Origin of the sequence: Streptomyces sp. NPDC012827 (assembly GCF_042900905.1) — a bacterium.
Lineage (GTDB): Bacteria > Actinomycetota > Actinomycetes > Streptomycetales > Streptomycetaceae > Streptomyces > Streptomyces gulbargensis.
This window is the reverse complement of sequence record NZ_JBIBBY010000009.1, coordinates 163,949-188,817: the sequence shown is the minus strand read 5'-3', so window position 1 is coordinate 188,817 and position 24,869 is coordinate 163,949. Positions and strand designations below refer to the sequence as shown.

At 71.2% G+C, this 24,869-nt stretch carries 11 protein-coding genes; 4 read left to right on the top strand and 7 right to left on the bottom strand.

Translation table 11 applies throughout. The annotated features are described in order from the left end of the window. Window position 1 precedes the first annotated feature (1 nt). A complete protein-coding gene (locus ACFY60_RS20960) occupies window positions 2-6,952 on the bottom strand; it encodes a polymorphic toxin-type HINT domain-containing protein (protein WP_388612328.1) in 6,951 nt (2,316 codons plus the stop codon). Between the two features lie 210 nt (window positions 6,953-7,162). Here ACFY60_RS20960 and ACFY60_RS20955 point away from each other — a divergent pair, with 210 nt between their 5' ends. The 3 genes from ACFY60_RS20955 (at window position 7,163) to ACFY60_RS20945 (ending at window position 12,724) form a co-directional block, all read left to right on the top strand. Beyond that, window positions 7,163-10,273: a VCBS repeat-containing protein gene (locus ACFY60_RS20955; protein WP_388612326.1), complete on the top strand. Its 3,111-nt coding sequence runs from the start codon at window positions 7,163-7,165 to the stop codon at window positions 10,271-10,273. A gap of 125 nt (window positions 10,274-10,398) precedes the next feature. Beyond that, on the top strand, window positions 10,399-11,211 hold the full coding sequence (locus ACFY60_RS20950; RefSeq protein ID WP_388612324.1) for a DsbA family protein: 813 nt from the start codon (window positions 10,399-10,401) through the stop codon (window positions 11,209-11,211). 202 nt (window positions 11,212-11,413) lie between these two features. Continuing rightward, window positions 11,414-12,724, top strand: coding sequence for a phytase (locus tag ACFY60_RS20945; RefSeq protein ID WP_388612322.1), 1,311 nt, complete (start codon window positions 11,414-11,416; stop codon window positions 12,722-12,724). 126 nt (window positions 12,725-12,850) lie between these two features. Here the strand turns inward: ACFY60_RS20945 and ACFY60_RS20940 are convergent, their stop codons facing one another. Both ACFY60_RS20940 and ACFY60_RS20935 read right to left on the bottom strand, forming a co-directional pair. After that, on the bottom strand, window positions 12,851-14,131 hold the full coding sequence (locus ACFY60_RS20940; protein ID WP_388612320.1) for a glycoside hydrolase family 6 protein: 1,281 nt from the start codon (window positions 14,129-14,131) through the stop codon (window positions 12,851-12,853). 91 nt (window positions 14,132-14,222) lie between these two features. After that, window positions 14,223-15,188 (bottom strand): glycoside hydrolase family 6 protein, encoded by a 966-nt coding sequence (locus ACFY60_RS20935; protein WP_388612318.1) that lies wholly within the window; start codon window positions 15,186-15,188, stop codon window positions 14,223-14,225. A 298-nt stretch (window positions 15,189-15,486) separates the two neighbouring features. Between ACFY60_RS20935 and ACFY60_RS20930 the strand changes: the two genes are divergently transcribed. After that, the gene (locus ACFY60_RS20930; RefSeq protein WP_388612316.1) at window positions 15,487-16,500 is read left to right on the top strand and encodes a LacI family DNA-binding transcriptional regulator; all 1,014 of its coding nucleotides are present in this window, start codon (window positions 15,487-15,489) and stop codon (window positions 16,498-16,500) included. A gap of 203 nt (window positions 16,501-16,703) precedes the next feature. Here ACFY60_RS20930 and ACFY60_RS20925 read toward each other — a convergent pair whose 3' ends face one another. The 4 genes from ACFY60_RS20925 to ACFY60_RS20910 all read right to left on the bottom strand — a co-directional run bounded on the left by ACFY60_RS20925 (window position 16,704) and on the right by ACFY60_RS20910 (window position 24,828). Beyond that, window positions 16,704-19,331, bottom strand: a complete 2,628-nt coding sequence (locus ACFY60_RS20925; protein ID WP_388612314.1) for an RICIN domain-containing protein — start codon at window positions 19,329-19,331, stop codon at window positions 16,704-16,706. A gap of 39 nt (window positions 19,332-19,370) precedes the next feature. After that, window positions 19,371-21,737: a non-reducing end alpha-L-arabinofuranosidase family hydrolase gene (locus tag ACFY60_RS20920; RefSeq protein WP_388612312.1), complete on the bottom strand. Its 2,367-nt coding sequence runs from the start codon at window positions 21,735-21,737 to the stop codon at window positions 19,371-19,373. Between the two features lie 350 nt (window positions 21,738-22,087). Beyond that, window positions 22,088-23,662: a sigma-70 family RNA polymerase sigma factor gene (locus ACFY60_RS20915; protein ID WP_388612311.1), complete on the bottom strand. Its 1,575-nt coding sequence runs from the start codon at window positions 23,660-23,662 to the stop codon at window positions 22,088-22,090. A gap of 824 nt (window positions 23,663-24,486) precedes the next feature. Continuing rightward, window positions 24,487-24,828, bottom strand: a complete 342-nt coding sequence (locus ACFY60_RS20910; RefSeq protein WP_388612309.1) for a beta/gamma crystallin domain-containing protein — start codon at window positions 24,826-24,828, stop codon at window positions 24,487-24,489. Window positions 24,829-24,869 lie beyond the last annotated feature (41 nt).

Genomic DNA, 24,869 nt, shown 5'->3' with positions numbered 1-24,869 from the left:
CCTATTTGATCTCGACCTTGCCGATGGTGTCACCCGGCTTCAGGCCGAGCTTCTTGATCCGTGCCGCGATCTGCGCGCCGAGGCTGCGGTTGACCGACCGGTCCAGCGGCCACATGTTCGAGAATACGTCCTTGCCGCCGAGCTGCAGGTCGACCGCGTGGTCGACGTCCTCGTCGGAGTCGACCTTACCGCCGCCCTTCTCGAAGGTGCGCCGCTGGTTGGTGCGCTTGCCGACCCGGGTCACCACGAGGTTCGCCGAGTTCAGCAGGGCGACCTTGGCGTCGGCCTCCTTCTTCTGGTCGGTGGTCCACCCCTCCTTGTACTCGAGGGTCAGGACGGGGCAGTGCGTGTTGTGGACCAGGACGTCCTGGTCCCCGAGCCGCACGTAGTAGGTGTGGGCGTCGCTGACCGTCAGGTTGTAGACGGTCGTCCGCTCCTCCCACTCCTCGACGGCCGAGATGCGGATCTCGACACCGGAGCTGGTCCGCACGGACGCGCCGACCTCGAGGTCTCCTGCCTTCACCCACTCCCGCAGTTCGGGAACCCAGAACGGGTGGGCGTCGGTGGCGACCACGCTGCGGGTGGCGCCGTCCTTGGCACCGCCGTACAGGGTGATCTTCGCGAGCTTCTTCCTGCCCTTGCCGACGATGGTGCCGGTGACCGTCCGGACGCTGGTCTCGCCGGTCTTCGGGTCCGTCGCGACGACCTTGTCACCGACCCTGACCTTCTCGATCGGCTTGTGCGAGCCGTCGGCCATCAGGACGAGGGTGCCACCCTTGAAGCTGTTCGGCCTGGCCGGACAGGTGGCGCTCTCCATCTCCTGCTCGACGGTCTCCTGCGCCTGCTCCTTGGCCTCCTCGCGGAGTTCCTTGGCCACCTTCTTGACGGCCCTCGCGACCGGCTTCTTGGCCTGGGAGGGCCTGGGCTTCGGCTTCGGCTGGCTGCGCGGCTTCGGCCTCGGCTTCGGACGGGACGCGGCCTTGCGCGCGGCAGCGCGCTTGGCCGCCGCCCGCTTCGCCGCGGCACGCTGCGCCCGGGCCCGGGCCTGTGCCGCCGCCCGGCGCGCCGCGGCGCGCTTGGCCGCCGCACGCTGAGCCGCCCGCTTGGCCGCCGCGCGCTTGGCGGCGGCCGCCTTCCTGGCCGCTTCCCGCCTGGCCTTGGCGGCCGCACGCTTGGCCGCCTCGATGGCGCGCTTGCGGGCCAGGGCCGCGGCACGACGCGCCGCCGCCTGGGCCGCCTTGCGGGCCGCGATGATCGCCGCACGGCGGGCCGCCGCGCGGATGGCCGCCTGGATGGCGATGCGGGCCGCGATGCCGATCAGGATCGGGAAGAACTCTCCCGACGGGTCGGAGAACGTCGCCGGAGCGTTGTTGCTGTAGGCGTACGGGTTCATCGTGGACGGGTTGCCGTAGTCCACCACCGGGTCGACGGTGATGAACCGGCCGGTCGCCGGGTCGTAGTCCCGGGCACCGAGCCTGGTCAGGCCGGTGTCCTTGTCGACCGTGCCGCCGACGAAGCCGCGCTGTCCCGGCCAGGAGGACGGGGCAGCGCCCCGCTCCTCACCGAACGGCATGAGCTTGCGCCGGGTGACCGCCATGCCGGCGTCCACCATGTCGACGACGGTGTTCGAGGAGCCGTGGTGGTCGGACAGCATGACCTGCCGTACGCCGCCCGTGGCCCGTACCGTCACCGCGCCGTCGGGGTGGGCGTAGAAACGCTCGGCCTTCTTGGTGGTCAGGTCGGGGCTGACGGTCAGTTCGGCGTCACCGAGGTACAGCGTCCTGCTGCCGTCCGCACCGGTGCGGATCAGCCGCGAGCCGCTGGCGTCGTACAGGTAGGAGGTGGTCTTGGTGCCACCGCCCTCCACCGGCTCGGACACCGTGCGGAGGTTGCCCTCCACGTCCCAGCTCAGCGTCTGCGTGGTGCCGTTCTGCTGACGGGTCGTGGTGTTTCCGGCCTTGTCGTACGCGAAGGTGTTGAGCCGCTCCCCGTCGGGGCCGACCGACCTGACCTCGGCCAGGGCGTTGGGCCCGCCGACGCCGGCCTTGCCGTAGGTGTACGTCCGGGTGACGTTCTTGGTGACGTCACCGGCCGGGTCGTGCTCGACGAGCTGCGTCCGGTTCCCGGCCGCGTCGAACTGGAACGACTGCCAGTACGCGTCGGGCCCGCCGACGGTGTCCTTGGACGGGCCGGCCGCGCAGTCGTCGGTCTTCGCCGACCACGCCGAGGTCATCTGCCGCAGCTTGTCGTAGACGAAGCACTGCGTGTCGGTCTTCCCCGCGTCGGGCGCCGCGCCACCGGGAGTGTCCGTGATCTTGGTGACGTTGCCCGCGTCGTCGTACGCGTAGGTGGTGTCACTGATCCGGCCCGGGGACACGGAGCGGTCGAAGATCGACTGCGTCATGCGGCGGGTGAACTCGTCGTAGAAGTAGGACCCGTAGACCTTCTTGCCGGCCGGGCCGGCCTCGGTGCGCAGGATCTCGCCGAACGCCGAGTACTGCACGTCCCCGAGGTAGGTGGAGGCACCCGTGATGGCGATCGGCAGGTCGTCGGAGTTGTAGCGGAAGACCACGCGCTCGCTGACCAGACCGCCGATGCCCGGCACCTGCGCCCAGGCGAGATTGCCGGTCGGCGTGTACGAGTAGTCGTAGACGTACGTGCCGGCGAGGCCGGCCTCCTCGGCCGGGATGACGGTCTTCGTCTGCTTCACCCGGTAGGCCTCGTCGTACGCGGTGACCTCGTCACGGTACTCGCGGCCGTTCTCGTAGCGGATCGCCGCCGTGGGCAGTCCCTTTCCGAGGGTGTCGTAGATCCACTGGAGCCGCATCGGTCCGGTGGCGCTGCCCTCGCGCAGCGACGTCGGGCGGCCGCCCGCGTCGTACGTGGTCACCGTCGTGTTGCCGCGCGAGTCGGTGATCGAGGTGACGTTGTCGGACAGGTCGTACGTGTAGGTCGTACGGCCGCCGTCGGGGTCGACGACCGCCGTCTGGCGACCGCGCCCGTCGTACTCGAACGTGGTCACGGCACCGCCCGGGGCCGTGACCTTCCTCAGGTTGTCGAGGGCGTCGTACTCGTAGAGGGTGTCGCGCCAGGCGCTGCGGTCGTCCTTGGTGTACTCGCGCAGCTTGACGACATTGCCCTCGGCGTCCTCGAACGCGGCCGTGACGGTCTCGCCCTTCGGCGGGATCGTCGTCGAGACGTCCCCGTCCACCTCCGTGGTGGTGCGGAGCTTCTCCACGCCGCGGTGGTAGGTCACCTCGGCGACGGGCTCACCCATGCCGTTGAAGGTGGTCCGGTTCTGCGACGGCACCTCGTTGTCGCCGACCTGGAGGAGCTTGGGCTCGGGCTCCAGGTCGTTGTAGTAGCCGTCGTTCTCCTTCCACTTGCGGCCCGCGGTGTCGTAGAAGACGTCGTTGACGATCCGCCCGGCGCCCACGGCCTCGTCCTGCGTCTGGCGCTCGCGCAGCAGACCGTCGAGGATCTCGTAGGAGACCGCGTACTGGCCGTTGTCCTTGAGCGTCCTGCTGGTGACGACCGTGGGGCCGTCGCGGCGCACGGTGTAGTCGTACTCCGCGGTCGGCGTCTGCGTCGCCGGGTCGCGGTCGATCTCCCAGACCTTCAGCAGCCGGCCCAGCGGGTCGTACTGCATCGTCGCCTTCTTGCCGTTGGCGTCCGTCTCGACCAGCGGCATGCCGCGCACGTCGTCGAAGTCGGTCGTCTCGGTGTGGCCCAGCGGGTCCGTCGAGACCTGGCGCGTGGGCCGTGCGACCGTCGCCGGCGTGTAGACGACGGAGGTCTTGCGGTTCTCCGCGTCCCACGTCGCCGTCTCACGGCCGTGGATGTCGTACTCGGTCCGGTCGATGGTGATGTAGCCGGTGCCCTCGGCGTTCAGCTCCTGGACCTCGGTCGCGAGACCGCGCGTCGGCACGGCGCCGAAGGCCAGACCGTCGTAGAGCGTCCGGGTGTCCTCCACGACCTCGCCGCCGGTGGTGCCGCAGGCGCCGAGCGTGGTCAGCTCGCGGGACTCCGACTCCAGCAGGTGCGCCGCGGTGTTGCGGGCGTACGTCGTGGTGGTGCACATGCGCTTGCCGCCGGGAGTCACCTCGTCCACCTGGTACGGCAGGCCGTAGCTGTCGTACGCGGTGGTCTCGGTCGACGTGCGCCAGGTCTCGCCCTTGACCCGCTCGCGGGTCTGGACGCTCGCCGGGCGGGTCATCCACGCCTCGAGCGGCGTGGTGCCGGCACGGGCGCGGCTGGCGGTCTTCACCGCCCACGGCGTGGTGAGCGCCGTGGAGTCGACGAGTCCGCCGTCGGACTGGTACGTGATCTGCTCACGCAGCTGGCCCTGGTACTGCGGCAGGTCGTCGACGCTGCCGCCCTGGGAGTCCTCGACGACCGAGACGCGGGTGCCGGTGGGCAGCTTGTCGCCGTGCATGCCGCGGAAGTAGCGGTGCTCGGAGAGCTGCTTGACGTCGGTGCCGCTGCCGAGGCGGGTGCGGACCCGCTCGTAGCCGCGGTACTGGGACCAGGTGCGGTACTTGGTCTCGGTGAACTCGCTCTCGTCGTAGGCCCACGCGACGTCACCGATGAAGTCGTACGAGGTGACCTTGGGCGGGCTGTCGGTGACCAGGTCCTCCTCACGCACCTCGGTGACGACGTACTTGTGGAACCAGTCCTTGACCGGGGCCAGCGCGCCCTTGGGCATCCAGTACTGCGGGAAGCAGCGCATGGTGTTGGTCTCGGGCGAGGCCGGCATGCGGCGCGGTTCCAGGGCCTGGCACTCGCGCGGCGAGTAGGTCACGCCGATGCGGCCGCCGGTCTCGGTGTCGATCGCGTTGATGCGCAGGCGGGAGAAGGGCGGCAGGCCCTCGACGCCGTCGACACGGTTGTCGAGCTGGACCCAGGAGAAGCTGACCTTCGGCATCGACGCGGAACCGCCGGCGCCGTGGCCGGTGCGGGTGATCGAGTTCAGCCAGAGCGCCGGGGACGTGCCGTCACCGGTGTCGGGGAAGGAGTTCTCCAGCGTCCAGGAGTCGACGTTCTTCAGCGCGGTGCCGGAGAGCACCTGGGTGCTGATCTTCGTCAGGCGCTTGGTGGACCAGAACGTCGGGGAGTACTTGTCGGTGCACGGGGTGCCGGAGAGGCACTGCTGGTCCAGCGGGGTGTCCGGCCAGTACTTGGCGTTGGCCGTGGTCCGCTTGGACTCCGCGCAGTCGAACGTGGCGTCGGGGACGCAGCGCTCGGAGACGGTGAAGGAGACCCGGCCGGCGGGCTGCGCCGTGAACAGGGTGTCCGACCGCTGACCGTAGTCGATGCGGGCCAGGTCGGCGGAGCGCACGTACGAGATCTGCTGGTCGGCCTTCATGTTCTGGCCGTAGTAGTTCGTGCGCTTGTTCCACCACAGGGTCATGGCGTCGCCGAGCGGGTCGACGACGTAGTCCAGGTTCCAGCGGTAGGCCTGGGTGCAGTCGGAGTCCATGAACGCCGTGGCGTGGCAGGGCTCGCCGGGGTGGTTGCCGAACACCGGCACGGTCAGGGCCGAGTTGGTGGTCTGCGTCGTGGCGCCGGGCAGCTTGTTGAGACCGAAGTGGTACTTGACGCCGTCGGTGCCGGTGACGATCCAGTACTCACCGTTCTTGGTGTCGTTGGCGGCGCCGGTCTTCTGCTCGACCTTGACGCCGTCGTCGTCGGCCGGACGCCACTTTCCGGTGGTGTCGTCCTTGACGAGCTCGGTGGTGTTGCCGCCGAGCGACATCACGACGTGGTCCGAACCCCAGCACAGGTCACCGCTGTCGGTGGTGTTGTTGGGGGCCACACCGTCGACCTTGGCCTTGTCGTCGGAGCAGGAGCGGTACTTGCGCTCGATGAATCCGGGCTCGTAGTCCCAGCCCTCGGCGATCCACGACGACTGGGCGTTCGTGGAGGCGGTGCGGCCGTCGACGGACTGCGAGGAGTACGAGAGCGCGATCTCCGGCTGCGGTCCGCCCGGGACCTCGGGGGCCTCGATCGGGTACGTCCAGGAGAAGCCGCCGGAGGAGCTGCCGCCCATCCAGGAGCCGGACGGCGACAGCGAGGTGGCCTCGTGGCTGCCGCCGGGTCCCGACGCGGCCGCGGTGGCGGCGAGCACCATCGGGGCCATGGCCGCGCTGCGCGTGCTCACGCCCGACTCGGGCGCCTTGCCCAGGTCGACGGTGGCCTCGACGGTGCGGTCGGCCGGGTCGTTGGTGCCGCGCAGCTCGGTGCGGGTGCGGCACTCGGCCTTCTCCGGCGTCGTCAGCGCGCAGGCCGGGAGCTGGACGAGGCGGAGCCGGGAGCCCCAGTCACCGCCGTAGGTGTCCTTGATGGCCGAGTAGTCCAGCTCGACCTGCACGGCGCCGGAGGCGGCGTCGGCGGTGCCGTTCTCGGCGGGTGCCGGAGCGGCGGTGAAGAGCACGCCCTCGACACCGGCCCGGCGGGCGGTGGCGGCGTCCTTGACCTGGACCCGGGCGGCGGAACCGGCCTCGGCCTTGGGCGCGTCGGTACGTGCCCCCTTCGACTTCGGTGCCGTCCGTGCCTGGCGCAGGCGTACGGGCAGCTGCCCGAAGGACTCCCGGGCCGTGCCGAGCGCGGAGCCCGACGCGTTCGGGGCGGCCCGGAGGCTCTGCTTGGCGGCCTTGCCGGGGGTCCTGCCCCCGGCGTCGGTCACCTGGACCAGGAAGTCCCCGGTCGGGACCTTGCCCACGAGGGGCCGCCAGTCCTTGGCGGCGGTGTTCCCCTCGGAGCGGCGCTCCGGGGTGAACACCCGGCCCGCGACCGAGCGGTCACGGTTGAGCTCTTCGAGATCCGGGCCACGGCCCGCGGCGGCGGCCGGATCGTCGGGTATGAGCGTGATCATCATCGCCATGAAGGCGACAAAAGTAGTAGATCTGTGCCAGTGCCCCAAATAGCGCAACTGGCGTAGGAATTGGTGCATACGAATCCCCACCCGGTAGTAGAACAGTTGATCGCCCGCGACCTTAGATCGCCCGGGACCACCCGATCAAGGCGAGCCCGCCCCGGGCTAAACCTCCTGATCAGCCATGGTTGGGTAAAAGCTGCGTCAAGGCCACCCTGTACTGTTCGGCCGAAGTCCGATCGAGAACAGCTCGACGGCCGACAGAAAGGATCAGGGGGGCTTCACCTGATGTCAGACATAACCATCGGAAGACGGGGGGCGAGACGTGCCGCGGGCACCGCGCTCGCGGCCCTGCTCGTCGGAGGAACGCTGGGCCTCACCCCGCTCGGCCTCACCCCGGCCGCGGCCGAGGAGACCCCGCCCACCGCACCCGTCGGCTCCGAGGCGCACGCCCTCCAGCAGGCCGAGCGGACCGGCGAGCCGGTCGAGGTGCTGTCGGAGCGCACCGAGACCAGCGAGACCTACGCCCTCCCCAACGGCAACCTGCGCCACATCGAGCACACCGTCCCGCAGCGCGTGAAGCGCGAGGGCGCGTGGGCGCCGGTCGACACCACGCTCGTGAAGTCGAACGGCCGCGTCGCGCCCAAGGCCGCCGCGGGCGCCGTCACCTTCTCGGCGGGCGGCGTCGCCCCGCTGGTCGTCCTGGCCGACCAGGGCCGCAAGCTCTCGCTGCACTGGCCGAGGCCGCTGCCCGAGCCGGTGCTCGACGGCTCCACCGCCACGTACCGCGAGGTGCTGCCGGGCGTCGACCTCTCCGTCGCCGCGGGCGTGGACGGCTTCAGCCAGGCGCTGATCGTCAAGACGCCCGAGGCGGCGGACAATCCGGCACTCGCCGCCATCAACTTCGACCTCCGGGTCGACGGGCTGACGCTGAAGAAGGACACCGGGAGCGGCAGCCTCCGCGCCGTCAACCCGGCCGGCCAGACGGTCTTCGCCACCTCCACTCCCCGGATGTGGGACTCGTCCGGCTCCGACCCCGTGCCGGCGCCGCTCACGAAGTCCGCCTACGCGGCCCTCGCCGACGTCGACGTGGACATGGCCGACGTCAACCCGGTCCCGACGGACCTGACGCCCGGCACCAACAGCGCCGACGTCGGCGTCACGGTCGCGGGCGGAAAGCTCACCCTGACGCCCGACCAGAAGCTGCTGGACGACCCGGAGACCACCTACCCGGTCTACATCGACCCCCGCATGACGGGCACGCGCCAGGCCTGGACGATCGCGTACAAGCCGACCCCGACCAGCAGCTACTGGAACGGAACCGGCTGGAGCGGCGGCACCACCAGCGAGGCCCGCGTCGGCTACGAGAGCTCGTCCGGCGGCACCGCCCGGTCGTTCTTCCGCGTCGACTCCAAGTTCCTGGCGGGCGTGAAGGTGATCGACGCCCAGTTCCAGATCACCGAGACGCACTCCTGGTCCTGCACGCCGAAGCCCGTCGAGCTGTACCTGACCGGCAGCATCAGCTCCTCCACCACCTGGAACAACCAGCCCGCGTGGTCCACGCGTCAGGACAGCCGCAACTACGCGCACGGCAACGACACGTACGGCTGCCCCGACAAGGCGGTCGACTTCCTCGCCAAGGACGCGGCGGTCAAGGCCGCCGCGAGCAAGTGGACCAACATCACCTTCGGCCTGCGCGCCCCGCAGACCGCCGAGGACGCCAAGGACACGTACAGCTGGAAGAAGTTCAAGCCGGACGCCAAGCTGATCGTCGACTTCAACCGCCCGCCGAAGGCCCCATGGGCGCTGGACACGATCCCCAGCACCAAGGTCAACACGACCGAGTGCGGCAACGGCACCTCGTACGTGACCCTCGGCAACACCGACGTGACGCTGACCGCCCAGGTCTGGGACCCGGACGGCGGTGACGTCAACGTCCAGTTCCACCTCTGGGCGACCGGCAAGCACGACGTGGCGCCCGGCGTCTTCTTCGACAAGAAGATCAAGGTCACCGTCTCGTCGACCAACTCCGCCGGCGCACCCGCGCGGGTCGTCGTCCCCAAGACCCTGCTGGACCAGTACAAGGGCGCGAGCAACGGCCAGTTCTCCTGGAAGGCCCAGGTCGAGGACGTCGCCGACGCGGCCTTCGCCTCCGACTGGACACCCACCCAGGGCGCTCCCGGCTGCCGCTTCGGATTCGACCCGACCGCCCCGTCGGTGATGCCGACGGTGCAGTCCGTGGACGCGGTCTACCCGGAGAACGCCGAGGGCGCGCTCGCCCGCACCGCCGGTGACTTCGTCTTCGGCGCGAACGGCGTCGCCGACATCACCGAGTACCGCTGGGCCCTGGACCGTACCCCGCCGAACAACTCGGTGAAGCCGACCGCCCCGGGCGGCTCCGTCACCGTGCCCGTCACCCCGCTCACCCCCGGACCGCACACCCTGTACGTCCAGGCCTTCGACGCGGGGAAGAACGCGGGCCCCATCTACCCGTACCGGTTCTACGCCAAGAGCCCCGGCGTCATGGACAAGCCGGGCGACGTCAACGGTGACGGTCTGCCGGACATGTTCGCCGTGGACGGCACGGACAACCTGAAGCTGTACGGCGGTACGGGCAACGGTGCCGTCGCCACCACGATCCCGCTCTCCTCGGGCGGCGGCTGGGCGGGTGCGCTGCTGACCCATCGCGGCGACTGGAACGAGGACTTCTACGAGGACCTCGTCGCGCGCAAGGCCGACGGCAAGCTCTGGCTCTACCCCAACAGCGGGCAGGGCGAGTTCACCGAGGACACCAAGCAGGAGGTGTGGTTCTTCCCCGAGGAGCAGAGCGGGGCCGAGTTCGCTCCCTCGACGATCAAGCAGATCGTCTCCGTCGGCGACATCACCCCGAACGCCGAGAGCTACAACCCCGACTTCGTGGCCGTCGTCGGTGACCAGCTGTGGTTCTTCCCCGGCTACTCGGGCGGCACCCTGGAGTACGGCTACCCGATCGGCAGCAGCGGCTGGGGCAAGATGACGCTCGCCTCCCCCGGCGACGTCGACGGCGACGGTTTCGTCGACATCATCGCCCGTGACACCACCAACGGCGAGCTGTGGCTCTACCACGGCAAGAGCCGCGGTGACGCGGACGGCGACGGCGTCCCCGACGGCGGCACCGACCCGTCGTCGCTGGGCGCCGGCAGCAGCCGCACCGCCTACGGCACCGGCTGGACCACCACGGCCCGCCCGCTGATCACCGCGAGCGGCGACTCCAACGCGGACGGCATCCCGGACATGTGGAGCACCACCTCCACCACCACCGCCGGACTGGAGTTCATCCCCGGCCGCCGGACCGGCACGGTCGGGGCGCCCACCGTGGTCGGCACCAACGGCTGGCAGACGATCAAGGCGATCTCCTGACACCCGGCCCGGACCTCTGACAGGACCGGACCCGTCGGCAGGACCGGCCCTCACCGATTCCCTCGGTAGGGGCCGGTCCCGTTTCCGCCCCGACCTCCCACCCCCTCGCCCCCGGAGAAGCACCCATGAGTCCCCACAGCAGCCAGGCCGACAAGACGGCCGCCCGTGAGCGGCTGCGCGCCGAGCGCGAGCGCGAGGCCAAGCGGAAGAAGATCCTGCGCCAGGCCGTCGTCACGGCGTCGGCCGTCGCCGTCCTCGCCGTCGTGGGCGGCGTGAGCCACCTCGTCCTGCAGGCCGCCCGGCCGAGCGGCTGGGAGGCGGCCAAGGAGGCTCCGGTCGTCAAGCCCCGGAACACCGAGGGCGAGAGCGGCACGACGGTCGTCATCGGCAAGCCCACCGCGACCAAGGTCCTCGAGGTGTACGAGGACCCGCGCTGCCCGATCTGCGCGAGCTTCGAGCAGGCGGCCGGCGAGACGCTCAAAAGGGATGTCGAGGCCGGCACCTACAAGGTCAGGTTCTTCGGCGGGACGTTCATCGACACCACCGCCAGGGGCGAGGGCTCGAAGAACGCCCTCTCCGCCCTCGGCGCCGCCCTCGACGTGAGCCCCGAGGCGTTCCTGGACTACAAGAGCGCCCTCTACTCGGCGAACTTCCACCCCGAGGAGAACGACGACAAGTTCGCCAGGGACGACTACCTCATCGAGGTGGCCGGCGCGGTCCCCGCCCTGAAGAACAACGCGGCCTTCGCGAAGGCCGTCCGGCAGGGCACCTACGACGCCTGGGCGCTGAAGATGTCGGCCGCCTTCGAGGCGAGCGGCGTGACGGGCACGCCGACCCTGATGATGAACGGCAGAAAGATCGTCGCGGAGGGCACCGGGAACGCCCCGATGACCGCCGAGCAGTTCACCGCCGCCATCGCCAAGGCGCTCAAGGGATAGAGGGACGGAGCGCCGGACCGTCACCGTGGCGCCCCCCGGCGTCGTTCCGGTCGCCGAACCGGTGCAAGGGGACGGCCGCGACGGATGATCGTTTACCGGACGTACACAGGGGCTGGGGTCACCCGCCGTGCGGCGGTTGCCGTGCCGACACCCTCCGCGATCAGGCTTCGCGGGTCCGACCCCCTACGCAGAGAAGGCACGCATGAATCGCTCCACCATCGTCCGGTCGACCGTGGTGACCGTGGCCGCGGCTCTCGCGGCGGCGGCGCTGGCCGTGCCCGCCGAGGCCCGGCACCGCGTGTCCGCCGACACCCTGCCGGCCGTGACGCCCCGCGCGGAGACGCCGGTGCTCCACGACGACGACGAGGGCGGCAACGCCGACGCGGACGACCCCGCCATCTGGCGCAACGCGTCGGCCCCCGACCGCAGCCTCGTCGTCGCCACCGCCAAGGAAGGCGGCCTGCGCGTCTACGACCTGGACGCGCGGCTGGTGCAGTCGATAGCCGCGCCCCCCGCCGCGGGCGAGGACGACGCCCCCGGCCGGTTCAACAACGTCGACCTCGTCCACGGCCTGAAGCTCTCCTCCGGGCGGGCCGACCTGGCCGTGACCAGTGACCGCGGCCACGACCGGCTGCGCTTCTACCGCATCGACCGCGACCGCGCCGGCGGCCCGCTGACCGATGTCACCGACCCCGCCGCCCCGCCCGTGTTCTCCCAGGACCAGGCCGAGATCAACGACCAGCGGACCGCCTACGGCCTGGCGACCTGGACGGACCCGTCGACCGGCACGTCCTACGCCCTGGTCAGCCGCCGCGAGCGCACGAGCATCGCCCTCCTGGAACTGCTCCCGGCCGCGGACGGCAAGGTCACCTACCGCAAGATCCGCACCCTGGCCCTGCCGTCCTCCTTCCAGCTCCCCAACGGCACCTCGTGGTCCCCGTGCGGTGAGCCCGACGAGCTGCCGCAGGTCGAGGGCATGGTCGTCGACCCGGCCAACGGCATGCTCTACGCCGGCCAGGAGGACGTCGGCGTCTGGCGGATGCGCGCCGACCTCACCGGCACGCCGAAGCTGATCGACAAGGTCCGTGAGTACGGCGTCCCCGGCGTCTACGACGAGGAGACCGAGGAGTGCACGCCGGGCACCGACCCCGGCTACGGCGGCACGAAGATCTCCGCCGACGTCGAGGGCCTCACTCTGCTCACCGAGTCCGACGGTGACGGTTACATCCTCGCCTCCAGCCAGGGTGACGACACCTTCGCCGCCTACGACCGCGAGGTGGAGGACGCCAACGAGTACGAGGGCGGCTTCCGGGTCACCGCCGCGAACGACACCCTCGACGGCTCCGAGGAGTGCGACGGCGCCGCGGTGCTGAACGCCCCCCTCGGCTCCAAGTACCCCAACGGTCTCCTCGTCGTCCAGGACGGGCACGACGCCCCCGGCGACGGCGACCGCGACGCGACCAACTTCAAGTTCGTCGACCTCGGCAAGGTCATGGGCGCCCTCGACAACTGACCGCCCAGGTCCCCGGACGCCCCGTTCGCCGATCGCGCCGGGGCCGGATCCCGGCCCTTGTCGTCGAGCGTGGTGCGCGGCCGGCCGGGACGCGGCCGGCCGCCACCCGCGCAGCCGACCTGGAGGTCAGCGGTTGAAGGTCAGCCGCGGGGCCGCGTTGCGGGCGAGGGTGTGGGCCTGGTCCGGCCACCAGGTGCCCGCGGGCGGATCGACGATGCCGTACTCGGGGTCGATCGTGCCGCCGGTGTTGCGGGTGCAGCTGCCGTCGGACTCGCCGGGGATCTTGACCCACAGGTAGGCGTCGACGAGCGGGACGCCGGTGTTCGCGGTCGGGCGGGGGCCGAGGCCGCGACCGGGCGCGTTGCACCAGATCTCCGGGTCGCCGGTGTACTTGCCGGGCTCCGGGACCCAGGCTCCCAGACCGTTGCGGCTGGTGTCGATGACGAAGTGGTGCAGCGCGTCGTCCGGCGGGGTGCCCACGCTCCGGTCGAACCAGGCGTCGGTCCAGCGCCAGGTGGCGGGGTCGGCGGAGTCGACCGCGTTGCCGGGCGCGCCGTCGTTGGGCGCGGCGGGCGAATAGTACTGGGTGGCGCACCAGTCCGTGCGGCCGCGGGCGTGCTCGGGTCCTTCGGTGGCGAACCACATGCACTTCGCGATCCAGGTGCCGTAGCGCGCGTTGTGCTCGGTGGGGTGGGTGTTGGACACGTTGAGGGCGAAGCCGTCGCTGTCCCGCACGCCGGCGTCGAGCAGTCGCTGGGCCATCGTGCCGACGGGCCGCCACAGGACGTTGCCCGCGTCGAGGTACACCGCGGTGCGGGCCCTGGCCTTGAGGGTCCTCACCGCGTACGCCAGATCGGCGATGCGGGCAGCGGTGAGCTCGCCGGTCGGGTCCACGTCCCGCCCGCAGTCGCTGGGGAGGAGGGCCAGGCCGTCAGGCTCGACCACCACGACGGCCTCGCTGTCGCCGATGCCGGCGGCGAAGGCGTCGATCCACTGCCGGTAGGCGGCGGAGGACGGGGCACCACCGCTGGAGTACTGGCTGCAGTCCCGGCCCGGCACGTTGTAGGCGACGAGCACGGGGGTCCGGTTCACCGCCCGCGCCTCGCGGACGAGGCCGCTCACCTTGGCCCGCACCTCGTGGGGCGTGCCCTCGGTGAACCACTCGGCCTGCGGCCAGCTCGCGAGCTTCGCCATGTTGACCGCGTTCGTGAGGTCGCCGTTCCGCAGGTCGGTGAGCGCCTGGCGGGCGGCCTTGCTGTGCGGGTCCACGTAGAACTTCGTCGTGGGAGTGAGGGTGTCCCCGGTCGGTGCGGCCTGTGCCTGTCCCTGTGTCGCGGTGAGGGCGGCGCAGGCCGCGAGCGCCGCGAGGGCGGCGGTCGCACGGCGCCGTAGGCTGCGTGACTTCATGAAGGCTCCTGGTCGAGGCGTGGTGGGGGCGAGAAGGGCCCCTGTGGCCCGGTCGCGGTGCGGCGGACACCGGGCCGCAGGAGTCGGAAGGTCAGTGGCCGTAGATCATCTTGTAGGCGACCTCGGGGAGGAACTGCCCGGCCGTGGACCCGGTTCCGACGCCGCAGTTGCCGTCGGACTCGCCGGGAGCTTTGATCCACAGCAGCATCTCGGCGCCGCCTCCCAGCCGGGTGGGGGTGCCGATGCGGCGGCCGGCCGCGTTGCACCATTCGCCGTTGGAGCCGTTGCCGTTGCGGCTGGTGTCGACCACGAACGGCTTGGTGTAGCCGTAGCGGGCGGCCAGTTCGCTGTTGACGGCGTTTCCGTAGGCGGTGTTCTGGGCGGTGGTGTAGTAGTTCGAGACGTTGAGCGAGAAGCCGTGGGCCTGCCGGAGGCCCGCTTCGTGGAGGCGCTGGGCCATCGCCGCCGCGCTGATCCAGCCGGGGTTGCCCGCGTCGAGGTAGACCCAGGTGTTGGGTGCCTGGCGGTTGAACTCGGCGAGGGCGCCGCTGATCATGCCCTGGCGTTCGCGGATCTGAGTCTGCGTCAGGCACCCGTAGTCCGCGAGGGAGTCCGGTTCGAGGATGACCACGGCCGGGCGGTGGGCGATCCCGCCGGCGAACTGGGCGATCCAGGAGGCGTACGCGGCCGGGCTGGTGGCGCCGCCGCCGGAGTGTCCGCCGCAGGAGTCACGGAGATAGATGTTGTAGGCCACCAGGACGGGGAGTTTGTCCGCGTGGTCGGCCGCCCCCGCGTACGCTCCCGTGGCGGTGCCGATGGTGCCGCTCCAGGCGCCGAACCAGCGGGCCATGGGCGTGTTGGCGAGGGAGGCGTTGATCGCGGGCGCCCGGCCGTCACCGGGGTGGGCGGCGACCCACTGCTTCGCGCTGGAGTTCGGGTCCACGTAGAACCCGCTGGTCATGGTGGTCGGGTCCGCCGCGTGGGCGGACGGGGCGACGGTGAGCGCCAGCGGCAGCGCGAGGACGGCTGCCGCGAGGGCGCGGATGCTGCGGCGCATGACGGTACCTCGATTCCTGAGGGGGGAGCGCCGCACGCTCTCGTCCCGAGCGGGCGGCGCACTGAGGAAGTGCGGTGGTACGGCACCCCTGAGCGTGGAAGCGCTCCCACTGGAAGCGGTCCCAGAGCGCCTCTCGATGCCCCTGGGGTGTGGCCGGTATCGTGTGATGCCCCGTTCGTCCTGTCAAGCGACCGCGCTCGAACGGCCCTTCACATCACTACGGGAAGCCTTTACAGTCACGGAACTGGAAGCGCTTCCAGTTTTCCCCGTGTTCCGGTCGCGACAGGAGAGGCGGATCATGACCGAAGGCGTGTCACGCCGGCAGTCGACACTCGACGAGGTGGCCGAACTGGCCGGAGTCTCACGATCGGTGGCCTCCCGCGCGCTCAACAACGCCCCGCACGTCAGCCGCGTCAAGCGCGAGGCGGTCGAGCGGGCCGTCCGTCAGCTCGGTTACGTGCCCCATCCGACCGCCCGGGCACTGGCGACCCGTCAGACCGGTGCGGCCGCTCTGGTCGTCTCCGGGGAGGACCCCTCGATCTTCGCGGACCCGTTCTTCGCCCAGGTGATCGTGGGCGCCTCGGCCGCCCTGGAGGACGCCGACCTGCACCTCATGCTCTGCCTGGCCGCCTCCGACCGGGGGCGCAGACGCGTGGAGCGGCTGCTGAGGTCCAAAGGCGCCGACGGCGTGATGCTGATGGCGCTGCGCGAGGACGATCCGCTGGCCCGCATGGCCGAGGAGGCGGAGCTGCCCGTGGTGTTCGGCGGCCGACCGGTCGGCACGGATCCCCGCTGGTACGTGGACGTCGACAACGCCGGCGGAGCCCGCGCGGCCACCGAGTACCTGATCGCGTCCGGCCGGACCAGGATCGCCACGATCTGCGGACGCCTGGACACCGAGGTCGGGCGGGCCCGCTACCGCGGCTACCGGGACGCCATGCTGGCGGCGGGACTGGAGCCGTACCCCTCGGAGGGCGGCGACTTCACCGAGCCCAGCGGCGCCGCCGCCATGGCCGCGCTCCTCGCACACCACCCCGACCTGGACGGGGTGTTCGCCGCCGGTGACAACATGGCGGCCGGGGCGCTGCGCACGCTGCGCGAGGCCGGCCGCCTGGTCCCCTCCGACGTCGCCGTGGTCGGCTTCGACGACCTGGCCGTGTCCCGGATCGCCGACCCGCCGCTCACCACGGTGCACCAGCCCATAGAGGGTCTCGGCCGGGAGATGGCGCGGATGCTCGTCGCGCTCATCGACGGCCAGGACCCCACCCCGCTGATCCTCCCCACGCGCCTGGTCACCCGCGCCAGCGCCTGACGGACCGGCCGCGCCGCCCACCCCTGCCCTTGACGTGGGCGTACGGCCACCGAAGCGCTTCGGCGCCGTTCACGTCGGCCGCGCCACCGGGCTCGGAAGGCCGCCCTCCCACCGATGTGTCACACCGGCGGGAGGGCGGTCCTCCGCTCCTGGTGGCGCGTCAGCTCACGCGTGTGGGGCGGGTGTCCGCTCCGGCGACGGGGTCAGGACGGGTCGCCGTACTGGAGGCCGCGTCCGTTGGTGCCGACGTACACGCGGCCGAAGGTGTCGGGGTCACCGGTGATGACGCCGACACCGCCGATGCTGCCCCACTGGTGGGCGTCGTCGTTGACGCGGAGCCAGGTGGCGCCCCGGTCGGTGGAGCGGAAGACTCCGGTGACGTCCTTGACGGTGCCGATCAGGTACAGGGCCTGGTAGGAGGTGCCGGGGGCGGCCTTGCCGAAGCCGAGGGCGGAGGCGGACTTCACCGTGGTGAGCCGGGTGAAGGTGCGGCCGCCGTCGGTGGAGTGCAGCAGGCCCTGACCACCGCCGGCGATCCACAGGTCCCCCGCGACGCCGGGGACGGCCGTGAGCCGGCCGTCGGCGGGAAGACCGGTGGCACGGGCGGTGAAGGTCGCTCCGCCGTCGGTGCTGGCGTGGAGGGTGCCGCCGGACAGCGAGTAGAACGTCCTGGCCGAGGCGCGGTCGCCGACGACCACCGCTCCGGTGCCCAGGCCACCCACCCTCGACCAGCTCGTCCCCTTGTCGACCGAGCGGTACGGGGCCTGGCCGGCCTGGGTCCAGACGATGGCGGAGCCGTCCGCCGCCAGCGCGACACGGCCGTCCCGGGCGCCTGCCACCGGCTCCGTCCTGAAGCCCTTCCAGCTGTTGCCGCCGTCGGTGGAGTAGGCACCGTCCTGCGCGCCCCCACGGCCGACACGCACCATCACCGAGGGGTTGGCCTGGGCGAAATCGATGTCGGTGCTGTTGGTCATCGTCGGGTTGCCCAGCCGCCCGGCGGGCACCTTGGTCAGGTCGTCGTGGCGGAAACCGCCTTGGTCCCCCATGGCGGTGATGACGGTGGCACCGCCGGGCGGGGCGACGGCGTCCATCAGCGCCGTCTCCTCGAGGCCGCGCGCGGCCACGGACCAGTGGCTGGTGCGGCCGCTGTCGGTGGCGTCCGCGTCCTTGCTGCGCCAGATGCCGTTGCCGGTGCCGTACAGCACATGCCCGGAGTCGAAGGGGTCGACGGCCAGGGCCGTCATCCAGTGCCCGGTGTGGGTCCCGATGTACGGAGCGGCTGAGGCGTCCCGGACCGACCTGCCCGACAGTGCCTTCCAGGTCGTGCCGCCGTCGGTGGTGCGGTAGATCTCGTCCTCGGGCCACCAGCGGTCGAGGGTCGTGACCATCACCGTGGACGGCCTGCGCGGGTCGACGGCCAGGCCGGCGAAGCCGTAGCCGCCCCGCGAGGGGGAGATGTTCTTCCACGCCCCGCCCCGCGGCGTGTACTTCCACACCGAGCCCGCCGTCACGCCGTTGGGTCCGAGGGCGTCGGTGTACGTCAGGTACAGCGAGCCGTCTCCGGAGACCACGCCCCGCTGCGGCAGTTGGCCCGCCGGCTGCCCGGGGACGGCCTGCCAGGTGCGGCCGCCGTCGGTGGAGCGGTAGAGGGAGGTGGACCTGTCCGCGACGCCGACGTAGATCGTCCTGTCGCCGGCCGGACCGTACGTCACGAAGGAGACGCCCGCGCCGCTGCTCGCCCCGTCCTTGACGGGGAACGAGGAGACCTGCCGCCACGTCACACCGCTGTCGGTGCTGCGCCACAGCCCGTTCTTGCGGGTGCCGAGCAGCAGGGTGCGGCCGTCCGAGGGGTCGACGGCGAGCCGTTCGCCCGCCCCGCGGCCGTCCTCGTTGCCGCCCAGCTTGAACGGCAGGTCGGTGCGCCGGAAGGTGCGGCCCCGGTCGGTGGAGCGCAGGATCGCACCGTTGCCGGCCCAGTCGTTGGTGTAGGTGCCCGCCGCGAGGTAGAGCCGGTCGGGGTCGGCGGGGTCGGTGGCCAGCGCGTCGATGCCGAGCAGGTTCCAGTCCTTCTCGCCGAGCCAGTCGGTCAACGGGATCCACTGCTCGGCACCGGTGTCCCACCGGTAGGCGCCGCCCATGTCGGTCCGCGCGTACAGCAGGCCCTTCTCCCGCGGGTGGAACATCAAACCGGTGACGTATCCGCCGCCGACCACCTGGGCGTTCCGCCATGTGTAGGGGCCGGCCGCGGCCGACGCGGTACCGGCCACCTTCACCAGCTTCCACTGCTGGTTGGTGGTGCCCCTGCCCGGGTACTGAATGACCGCCGCGCCCTGGGCCGTGGAGCCTCCGGAGACGTCCAGGACCATGCCGCTGGCGCGGGAGGTGAAGGTGACGGCGTCGGTGCCGCTCACCGCGTCGATCCGCCACTCCTGGGACGGCGACGAGCTGTCGGTCTGCTGCTCGGCGGCGGCCGACCGGACGGTCGAACCGCCGGCTATGCCCAGCACTTTGCCGCTGTTGCGGTTCACCAGTTCGTGGAAGCCGTTCCCGGTGGGCCTGAGTCTCCACTGCTGGTTGGCGGTGTTCTGGTCGGTCCACTGCTGGATGCGCGTGCCGTCTGCGGTGGAGAAGGCGTTGACGTCGAGCGCCTTGCCGCTGCGTACGGAGACCAGCCGGTAGTAGGCGTTGGCGTCGACCGTCGCCGCCTGCGAGTCGTCCTGCACGAACAGGAGGTACGGCACGACGGTGGCGGGCACGCCGAGCAGCAGGGCGGTGGCGGTCCTGCGGCGGCGGTGACGTCCGCGGCGCCCGGCGTTCGTGGGGTTGTCCATGGGGGGTGTTTCTCCTTGTACGACTGTGGATCGGGCAGCTCAGCGCCGCAGGGTGAGGACACCGGGCCGGTACGGCAGCCGGTCGTAGGGTCCGCCCGCCTGCGGGGACTTGCCCTGGTAGAGGAACTGCAGGTTGCAGGGGTCGACGGTCATGGTCTGATCGGCGTTGACGCGGATCAGGTCCCCGTGGCTGATGTCGTCGGTCCAGGTGGCACCGCTGTTGGCCTTGCCCGCGAAGGGGGCGTTCTCGCTGACGGCTTGCGGGGTCCACGAGCCGCTCAGGCTGGTGGCCGTGAAGGAGCGGAAGTAGCGGTGTTCGTTCGCCCCCCGGGCCTCGACGATCATGAGGTACTGGTTCCGGCCCTGGACCTTGTAGACCTGCGGCGCCTCGAACAGGTTCTTCGCCGTGTCGCTCATGACCGTCGTGTACGACGAGCCGAAGTTGCCGGGGAAGTTCCCGATCGGCATGCTCGCCCGGTAGATCTTGCCGTTGTCCCCGGCGAAGAAGAGGTACATGTTCCGGTCGTCGGCGATCAGCGCCTGGTCGATCGGGCCGGTGGGGGAATCGGTGCGCGGGATGCTGCCGGTGAACAGCGGCTGCGGCGCGGACCAGCCGTTGGGATCGGTGGGGTCGTGGGACGTGCGGTAGCTGAAGGGTGAGGCCCCCCACTGGTACGCCAGCACCCAGATCTTCTTGGGCGCGAAGTAGAACAGCGTGGGCGCCACCGCGTTCCGGTTCATCCCGGTCTGCCCGGCCGCCCCCATGTCCGGCCAGTTCGTGAAGGGCCTGAACGCCATCGAGCCGTAGGAGGTGCCCGACGCGCTCGACGCGTAGACCAGGTGCTTGCCGCCCAGCGTCACATGGGTGAAGTCCTTCAGCGCGGCCCACCCGTGTGCCGGCTGCGCGAGGGGGCCGGTCGAACTCCACTTGTACGTCGAGGGAAGAGCACACGTACCGCCGTCCGTCCCGGACGGCGCGGTCCACCTCTGGTTGCCGACGGACGCGCAGGTGTACAGCTGGAGCCCGGTGCCGTTCGTGGTCGCCGCGCCGATGGCGTCCAGGCACAGGCCGGACTGGACGCCGGTGATCGTGCCGTCGGTGTTGACGTTCCACTGCTGGTTGGCGCCGCCGTTGCAGTCCCAGACGACCACCGCGGTGCCGTTGGTGACGCCCTTGCCCTTGGCGTCCAGGCACTTGTCCCCGTGGACCTTCAGCTGCCTGGCGGCGGTGTAGGTCCAGCGCTGGCCGGCCTGTCCCCCGCAGTCCCACAGCCGCGCGTGTGTGCCGTTGGCCGTGGTGGAGCCGGGGATGTCGAGGCAGCGGCCGGAGGCCACGCCCTTGATCGGTCCGACACGGCCGGCCGGGTCGACCGGGGGCGTACCCGAGCCCGACCGGAACGCGCGCACGACGGCGCCGTACGCGGGCTTGGGCGTGCCGTTGCCGTCGAACAGCAGGGGGTTCTCGCCGCCGCGCCAGGAGTCGCTGTCCCGGACGCCCCACACCGTGATGCCGGTGCACCGCGCCACGGACAGGCACGCGCCGACCGCGTCCGCGTAGTGGGTGGGCGACGCCTGGGCGATGTCCAGCTCGGTGATCTGGACGTCGACCCCGAGGGCGGCGAAGTTGGCCAGGGTGGTCCTGAAGCTCGCCGGCGGGCCGCCCGCCCCGAAGTGGCTCTGGAAGCCAACGCAGTCGATGGGCACACCGCGGGCCTTGAAGTCCTTGACCATGCGGTGAACGCCCTGGGTCTTGGCGTCCGCCCAGTTCTCGATGTTGTAGTCGTTGTAGCAGAGCTTGGCCGCGGGGTCGGCCGCCCGGGCGGTGCGGAACGCCTCCTCGATGAAGCCGTTGCCGAGCACCTTCTGGAAGACCGAGTCGCGGAGCCGGCCGCTGCCGCCGTCGGCGAAGGCCTCGTTGACGACGTCCCAGGCGTAGATCTTGCCCTTGTAGTGAGTCATCTGCGTGGTGATGTGACGGTTCATCACGCTGCGCAGCGTGCCCGCGTCGCGGATGGCGCCGACCCAGGAGGGCAGCTGCGCATGCCAGACCGTGGTGTGGCCGCGCACGCGCTGGCCACGAGCCAGGGCGCGGTCGACGATCCGGTCCGCGGGGCCGAACCGGAAGGTGCCGCGGGACGGTTCGACGGCGTCCCACTTCATCTCGTTCTCCGGGGTGATCATGTGGAACTCCCGGTCCGCGATCGCGGTGTACGCCGGGTCACCGAGCCTGCCGGAGGCCACAGCGGTGCCGAAGTACCGGCCCGAGGAGGCCGCCTCGGCCCCCAGGCCGCCCGCGGCGTCGGCGGAGTCGGGGACGAGCGTCACGACGCCGGCCACCAGCGCCGTGGCCGCCAGTCCCGTCATCAGTGTCCGGTGACGCCGGCGGAGCCGGTGCAGGCCCTTCATGCTTCACCTCGGAAGTGGCGGGTCGTCCCGGGTTCACGGGTGTGTCGTGTCATGGGTGTGACTTTCTTCAGGGGGACAGGCGTAGGGGGAAGCCGGGAAGCCCGCTTCACCGGAACGTCGCGGTGAGGCGGGAAGGGCACCCCTGAAGTGGAGGCTTGAGCAGGCGCGGTCCCGTAACGGAAAAGTCGCGCCGTCGGGACGATCGCTCCGTGATGCATCCCGCAGATGGAAAGCGTTATGCCGGGCCCCGCGAACCGGTCGCCCCCCTGAGAAGGCGCGGCACGGGCCGTACCGCCGGATCACCCGCCGTCATGGAGACGGTCCGGTGCCCGCTGGTCGGGGAACGGTTCTCAGGCGGAGGGTTCGCGCACGAGGAAGGAAGCCTGGCCGGCGAAGGCCCGAGTGCCGTCGGAGCCGTCGAGCCAGATGCCGCCGTCGCGGTGGCGGACGACCGAGCCGGGATAGTTGTGCGCGTGCAGGGTCACCGACCCGGCGACCGCCCCGGGACGCGGGCAGAAGGTGGCGTCCTCCCGGAACAGTTCGCTGCCGTCGTCGGCGCTCAGCCGCAACCGCAGGTAATGGTGGCGAAGATACCGGCCGTCGGCGGCGCGCAAGGTGACGCACCGTGTGTCGGCCAGCCCCCTGACGACCGTGAAGGTGACCCGTCGCCGTGCCCGCTCACCGTCCGACGCGGGGACCGGGCCGAGCGCCGCGAAGTCACCGTCGTACGTGACGAACAGGCCGGGCCGATCCACGGACTCCAGCGACCGCGCGCCCAGCGGAACGGTGCCCGCGCCGGCGGACGGAGCCACCGGCGACGGTGCGGCCGGCGGGGCCGGCGTGACCGGCGGGGTCGTGGGCGACGGGGCCGGCGTGGGGGTGGCGCTCGGGGAAGCGGCGGTCGTAGGAGTGGCGACGACGCCGGGCACCCGGGTTTCCTCCTGGGGCCACACCGCGTAGGTGACGGTCCCGGCGACGAGCACCGCGCCGGCGGCGAGGCCCACCAGCGGATGGGCGGTCACCGCGTGGAGTTTGCCGAGCAGCGCGCCGTGCGGACCGCCTCCCCCCGTCGCCGTGCCGGCGGCGACATGTGCCGTGGCCAGCCCGGCGGCGCTCGCCGACGTACCCGACAACAGACCCTTGGCGGTCAGCGCCGCGACAAGTGCGGCCGGGACGGCCAGCGGCGCGAGGCCCAGGGGCAGCAGCTCGGCCGGAACCCGTTCCGTCGTCGTCGCCGTGCAGACGGGGCAGTCGCGGGTGTGCCGCGCGATCCGCTTGCGCCACACGGACGTGGGCGCACCGTCCCAGCCGGCGACGGTCTCGCTCAGCCGCGGACAGCGCGGGTCCGCCTCCAGCGCGGCGACGATCGTCCGGCTCAGGTCCAACTGCTCGCGCATGCGCTGCACGCGCACTCCGGCGTGGGCGACACCGAGCCCCATCGCGTCGGCGATGTCCTGACGGCTCAGCAGGCCGGCGCACTCCTGCCACCACAGCGACAGCAGCACCCGATGATCCGGGTCGAGCCACCGGCCGGCTTCGACCACCTGACGGCGTTCGTCCGACATGCGCAGACGCAGGATCGTCACGTCCTCGACCGCGCCGCCGGCGTTCGGCACGCGGAGCGCCTCGTCGATGACCGTGGTCCGCTCGGCGAGAGTCCGCTGCCGGTGCCAGTGGGTGTTGATCTGGCGGAGCGTGATGGACACCAGCCAGGACCGGAAGCTCTCCGGGGCGCGCAGGGCCGGCAGGTCGCGCACCACGCGTATCAGGGTCTCCTGGACGACGTCGTCGACGTCGGCATGTCCGCTCAGCGCCCGTCCGACGATGTTGTAGACCAGCGGGAGGTAGGCGGCGACCAGCTTCTCCCGCGCGCGATCGTCCCCGGCCTGCGCCGCGACGACCAGCTCCGCGTGATCCGCGTCCATGAGCCCCATCCCCACCTCTTCAAGAGAACAAACCGCCGAGTACGGCGCCACACCCTAACGCCGACAAGGCACGCGCCCCGAGGCGGAGGGCCGCACGAGGAAGAAGCGGACGCCGTCGATCCCGGTCGCCAGCCCACCGGCGGGGGCCGGCCACCCGGCGCGTCGACTTCCTTCATGCGCCGATGGCTAGCGGGAGGGCCGGGCACTCCCAGGCCCCGAGCACAGCCTTGTGAGCGTCCGGCTTCAGGTGCTCGTAGCGCTGTGTGGGCCAGAGGCTCTCGTGGCCGCGAAGGTGCTGGATTTCGTCCGGGAGATTCTCTTTTGGACGAGCCACGAGGCGCAGGTGTGTGGCGCATGGAGTGGGGCGGATGGTGCGGGACGGGGAGCTGCTCCCCGTCGGTGTCGAAATAGTGGGTGTTCTCGATGCCCGACCACCAGGCAGATCCACGGGCTGCAGGCGTACATCGGGGCCTGTGCGCCAGCCACGCTCGCCGGTCCGATCCCCAGGACGCGCGTCCGCTGCTGCCCGCAGTAGGGCCAGCAGACGCCATCGACCCGGTCCACCCCTCCGACGACGGCACCGAGTACGACGGCACCGCCACCGTCCACGGGCGGGACTGCGTGATGCCGTCCGACACCACGGCCGGTGAGGCGGCCCGGTTCCTTCTCTGGCTGCGGGACACCTACCTGCCCGGCCCCGACCTCGTCCGCTTCAGCTGCGGCCCGGTCGCGCCCCGGTCACCCCGACGCGTCGAGTTCCAGAGCCGAGTGCCTGCGCCCTCACCGACGGGGATCCGCCGTCAGCTGATTCACGGCTGCGGGGGCTACCAGATCCTGATCTTCGTGATCTTGTGGATGGGCTCACCAGGGACGTTGCCGAAATGCCACTTGTCAATGGTGGCGCTGGTCACCGGCGCGCCCAGCCTCGGCACGTACTCCAGCGTGACCTTGTTGTCTCCGGTCCAGATCCGGTCCACGCCATAGATCGCCACGCTCTGCACGCCCGCGTTGGCGAAGCAGAGTGAGCCGCCTGCGTTGTGAAGCGACAGGAGGCCCAATCCGTTGCAATCGGTGCGGTTGATGGCGTACGCCGATGAAGCAGGCAGTACAACGGCCAGGGCTCCGGCCGCCGCGACTACCCCGAGGCGTGTGATGAAGCGCTTCACTAGTGAGTTGTTCCTTCCCTTCTGGTGCGATCCCGCCGGGG

Excerpts from the sequence above, each read along its gene's own strand:
- ACFY60_RS20940 (WP_388612320.1), bottom strand. The coding sequence starts at position 14,131 with ATGAAGTCACGCAGCCTACGGCGCCGTGCGACCGCCGCCCTCGCGGCG.
- ACFY60_RS20935 (WP_388612318.1), bottom strand. The coding sequence starts at position 15,188 with ATGCGCCGCAGCATCCGCGCCCTCGCGGCAGCCGTCCTCGCGCTGCCG.
- ACFY60_RS20955 (WP_388612326.1), top strand. The coding sequence starts at position 7,163 with ATGTCAGACATAACCATCGGAAGACGGGGGGCGAGACGTGCCGCGGGC.
- ACFY60_RS20960 (WP_388612328.1), bottom strand. The coding sequence starts at position 6,952 with ATGCACCAATTCCTACGCCAGTTGCGCTATTTGGGGCACTGGCACAGA.
- ACFY60_RS20930 (WP_388612316.1), top strand. The coding sequence starts at position 15,487 with ATGACCGAAGGCGTGTCACGCCGGCAGTCGACACTCGACGAGGTGGCC.
- ACFY60_RS20915 (WP_388612311.1), bottom strand. The coding sequence starts at position 23,662 with ATGGACGCGGATCACGCGGAGCTGGTCGTCGCGGCGCAGGCCGGGGAC.
- ACFY60_RS20945 (WP_388612322.1), top strand. The coding sequence starts at position 11,414 with ATGAATCGCTCCACCATCGTCCGGTCGACCGTGGTGACCGTGGCCGCG.
- ACFY60_RS20920 (WP_388612312.1), bottom strand. The coding sequence starts at position 21,737 with ATGAAGGGCCTGCACCGGCTCCGCCGGCGTCACCGGACACTGATGACG.
- ACFY60_RS20925 (WP_388612314.1), bottom strand. The coding sequence starts at position 19,331 with ATGGACAACCCCACGAACGCCGGGCGCCGCGGACGTCACCGCCGCCGC.
- ACFY60_RS20950 (WP_388612324.1), top strand. The coding sequence starts at position 10,399 with ATGAGTCCCCACAGCAGCCAGGCCGACAAGACGGCCGCCCGTGAGCGG.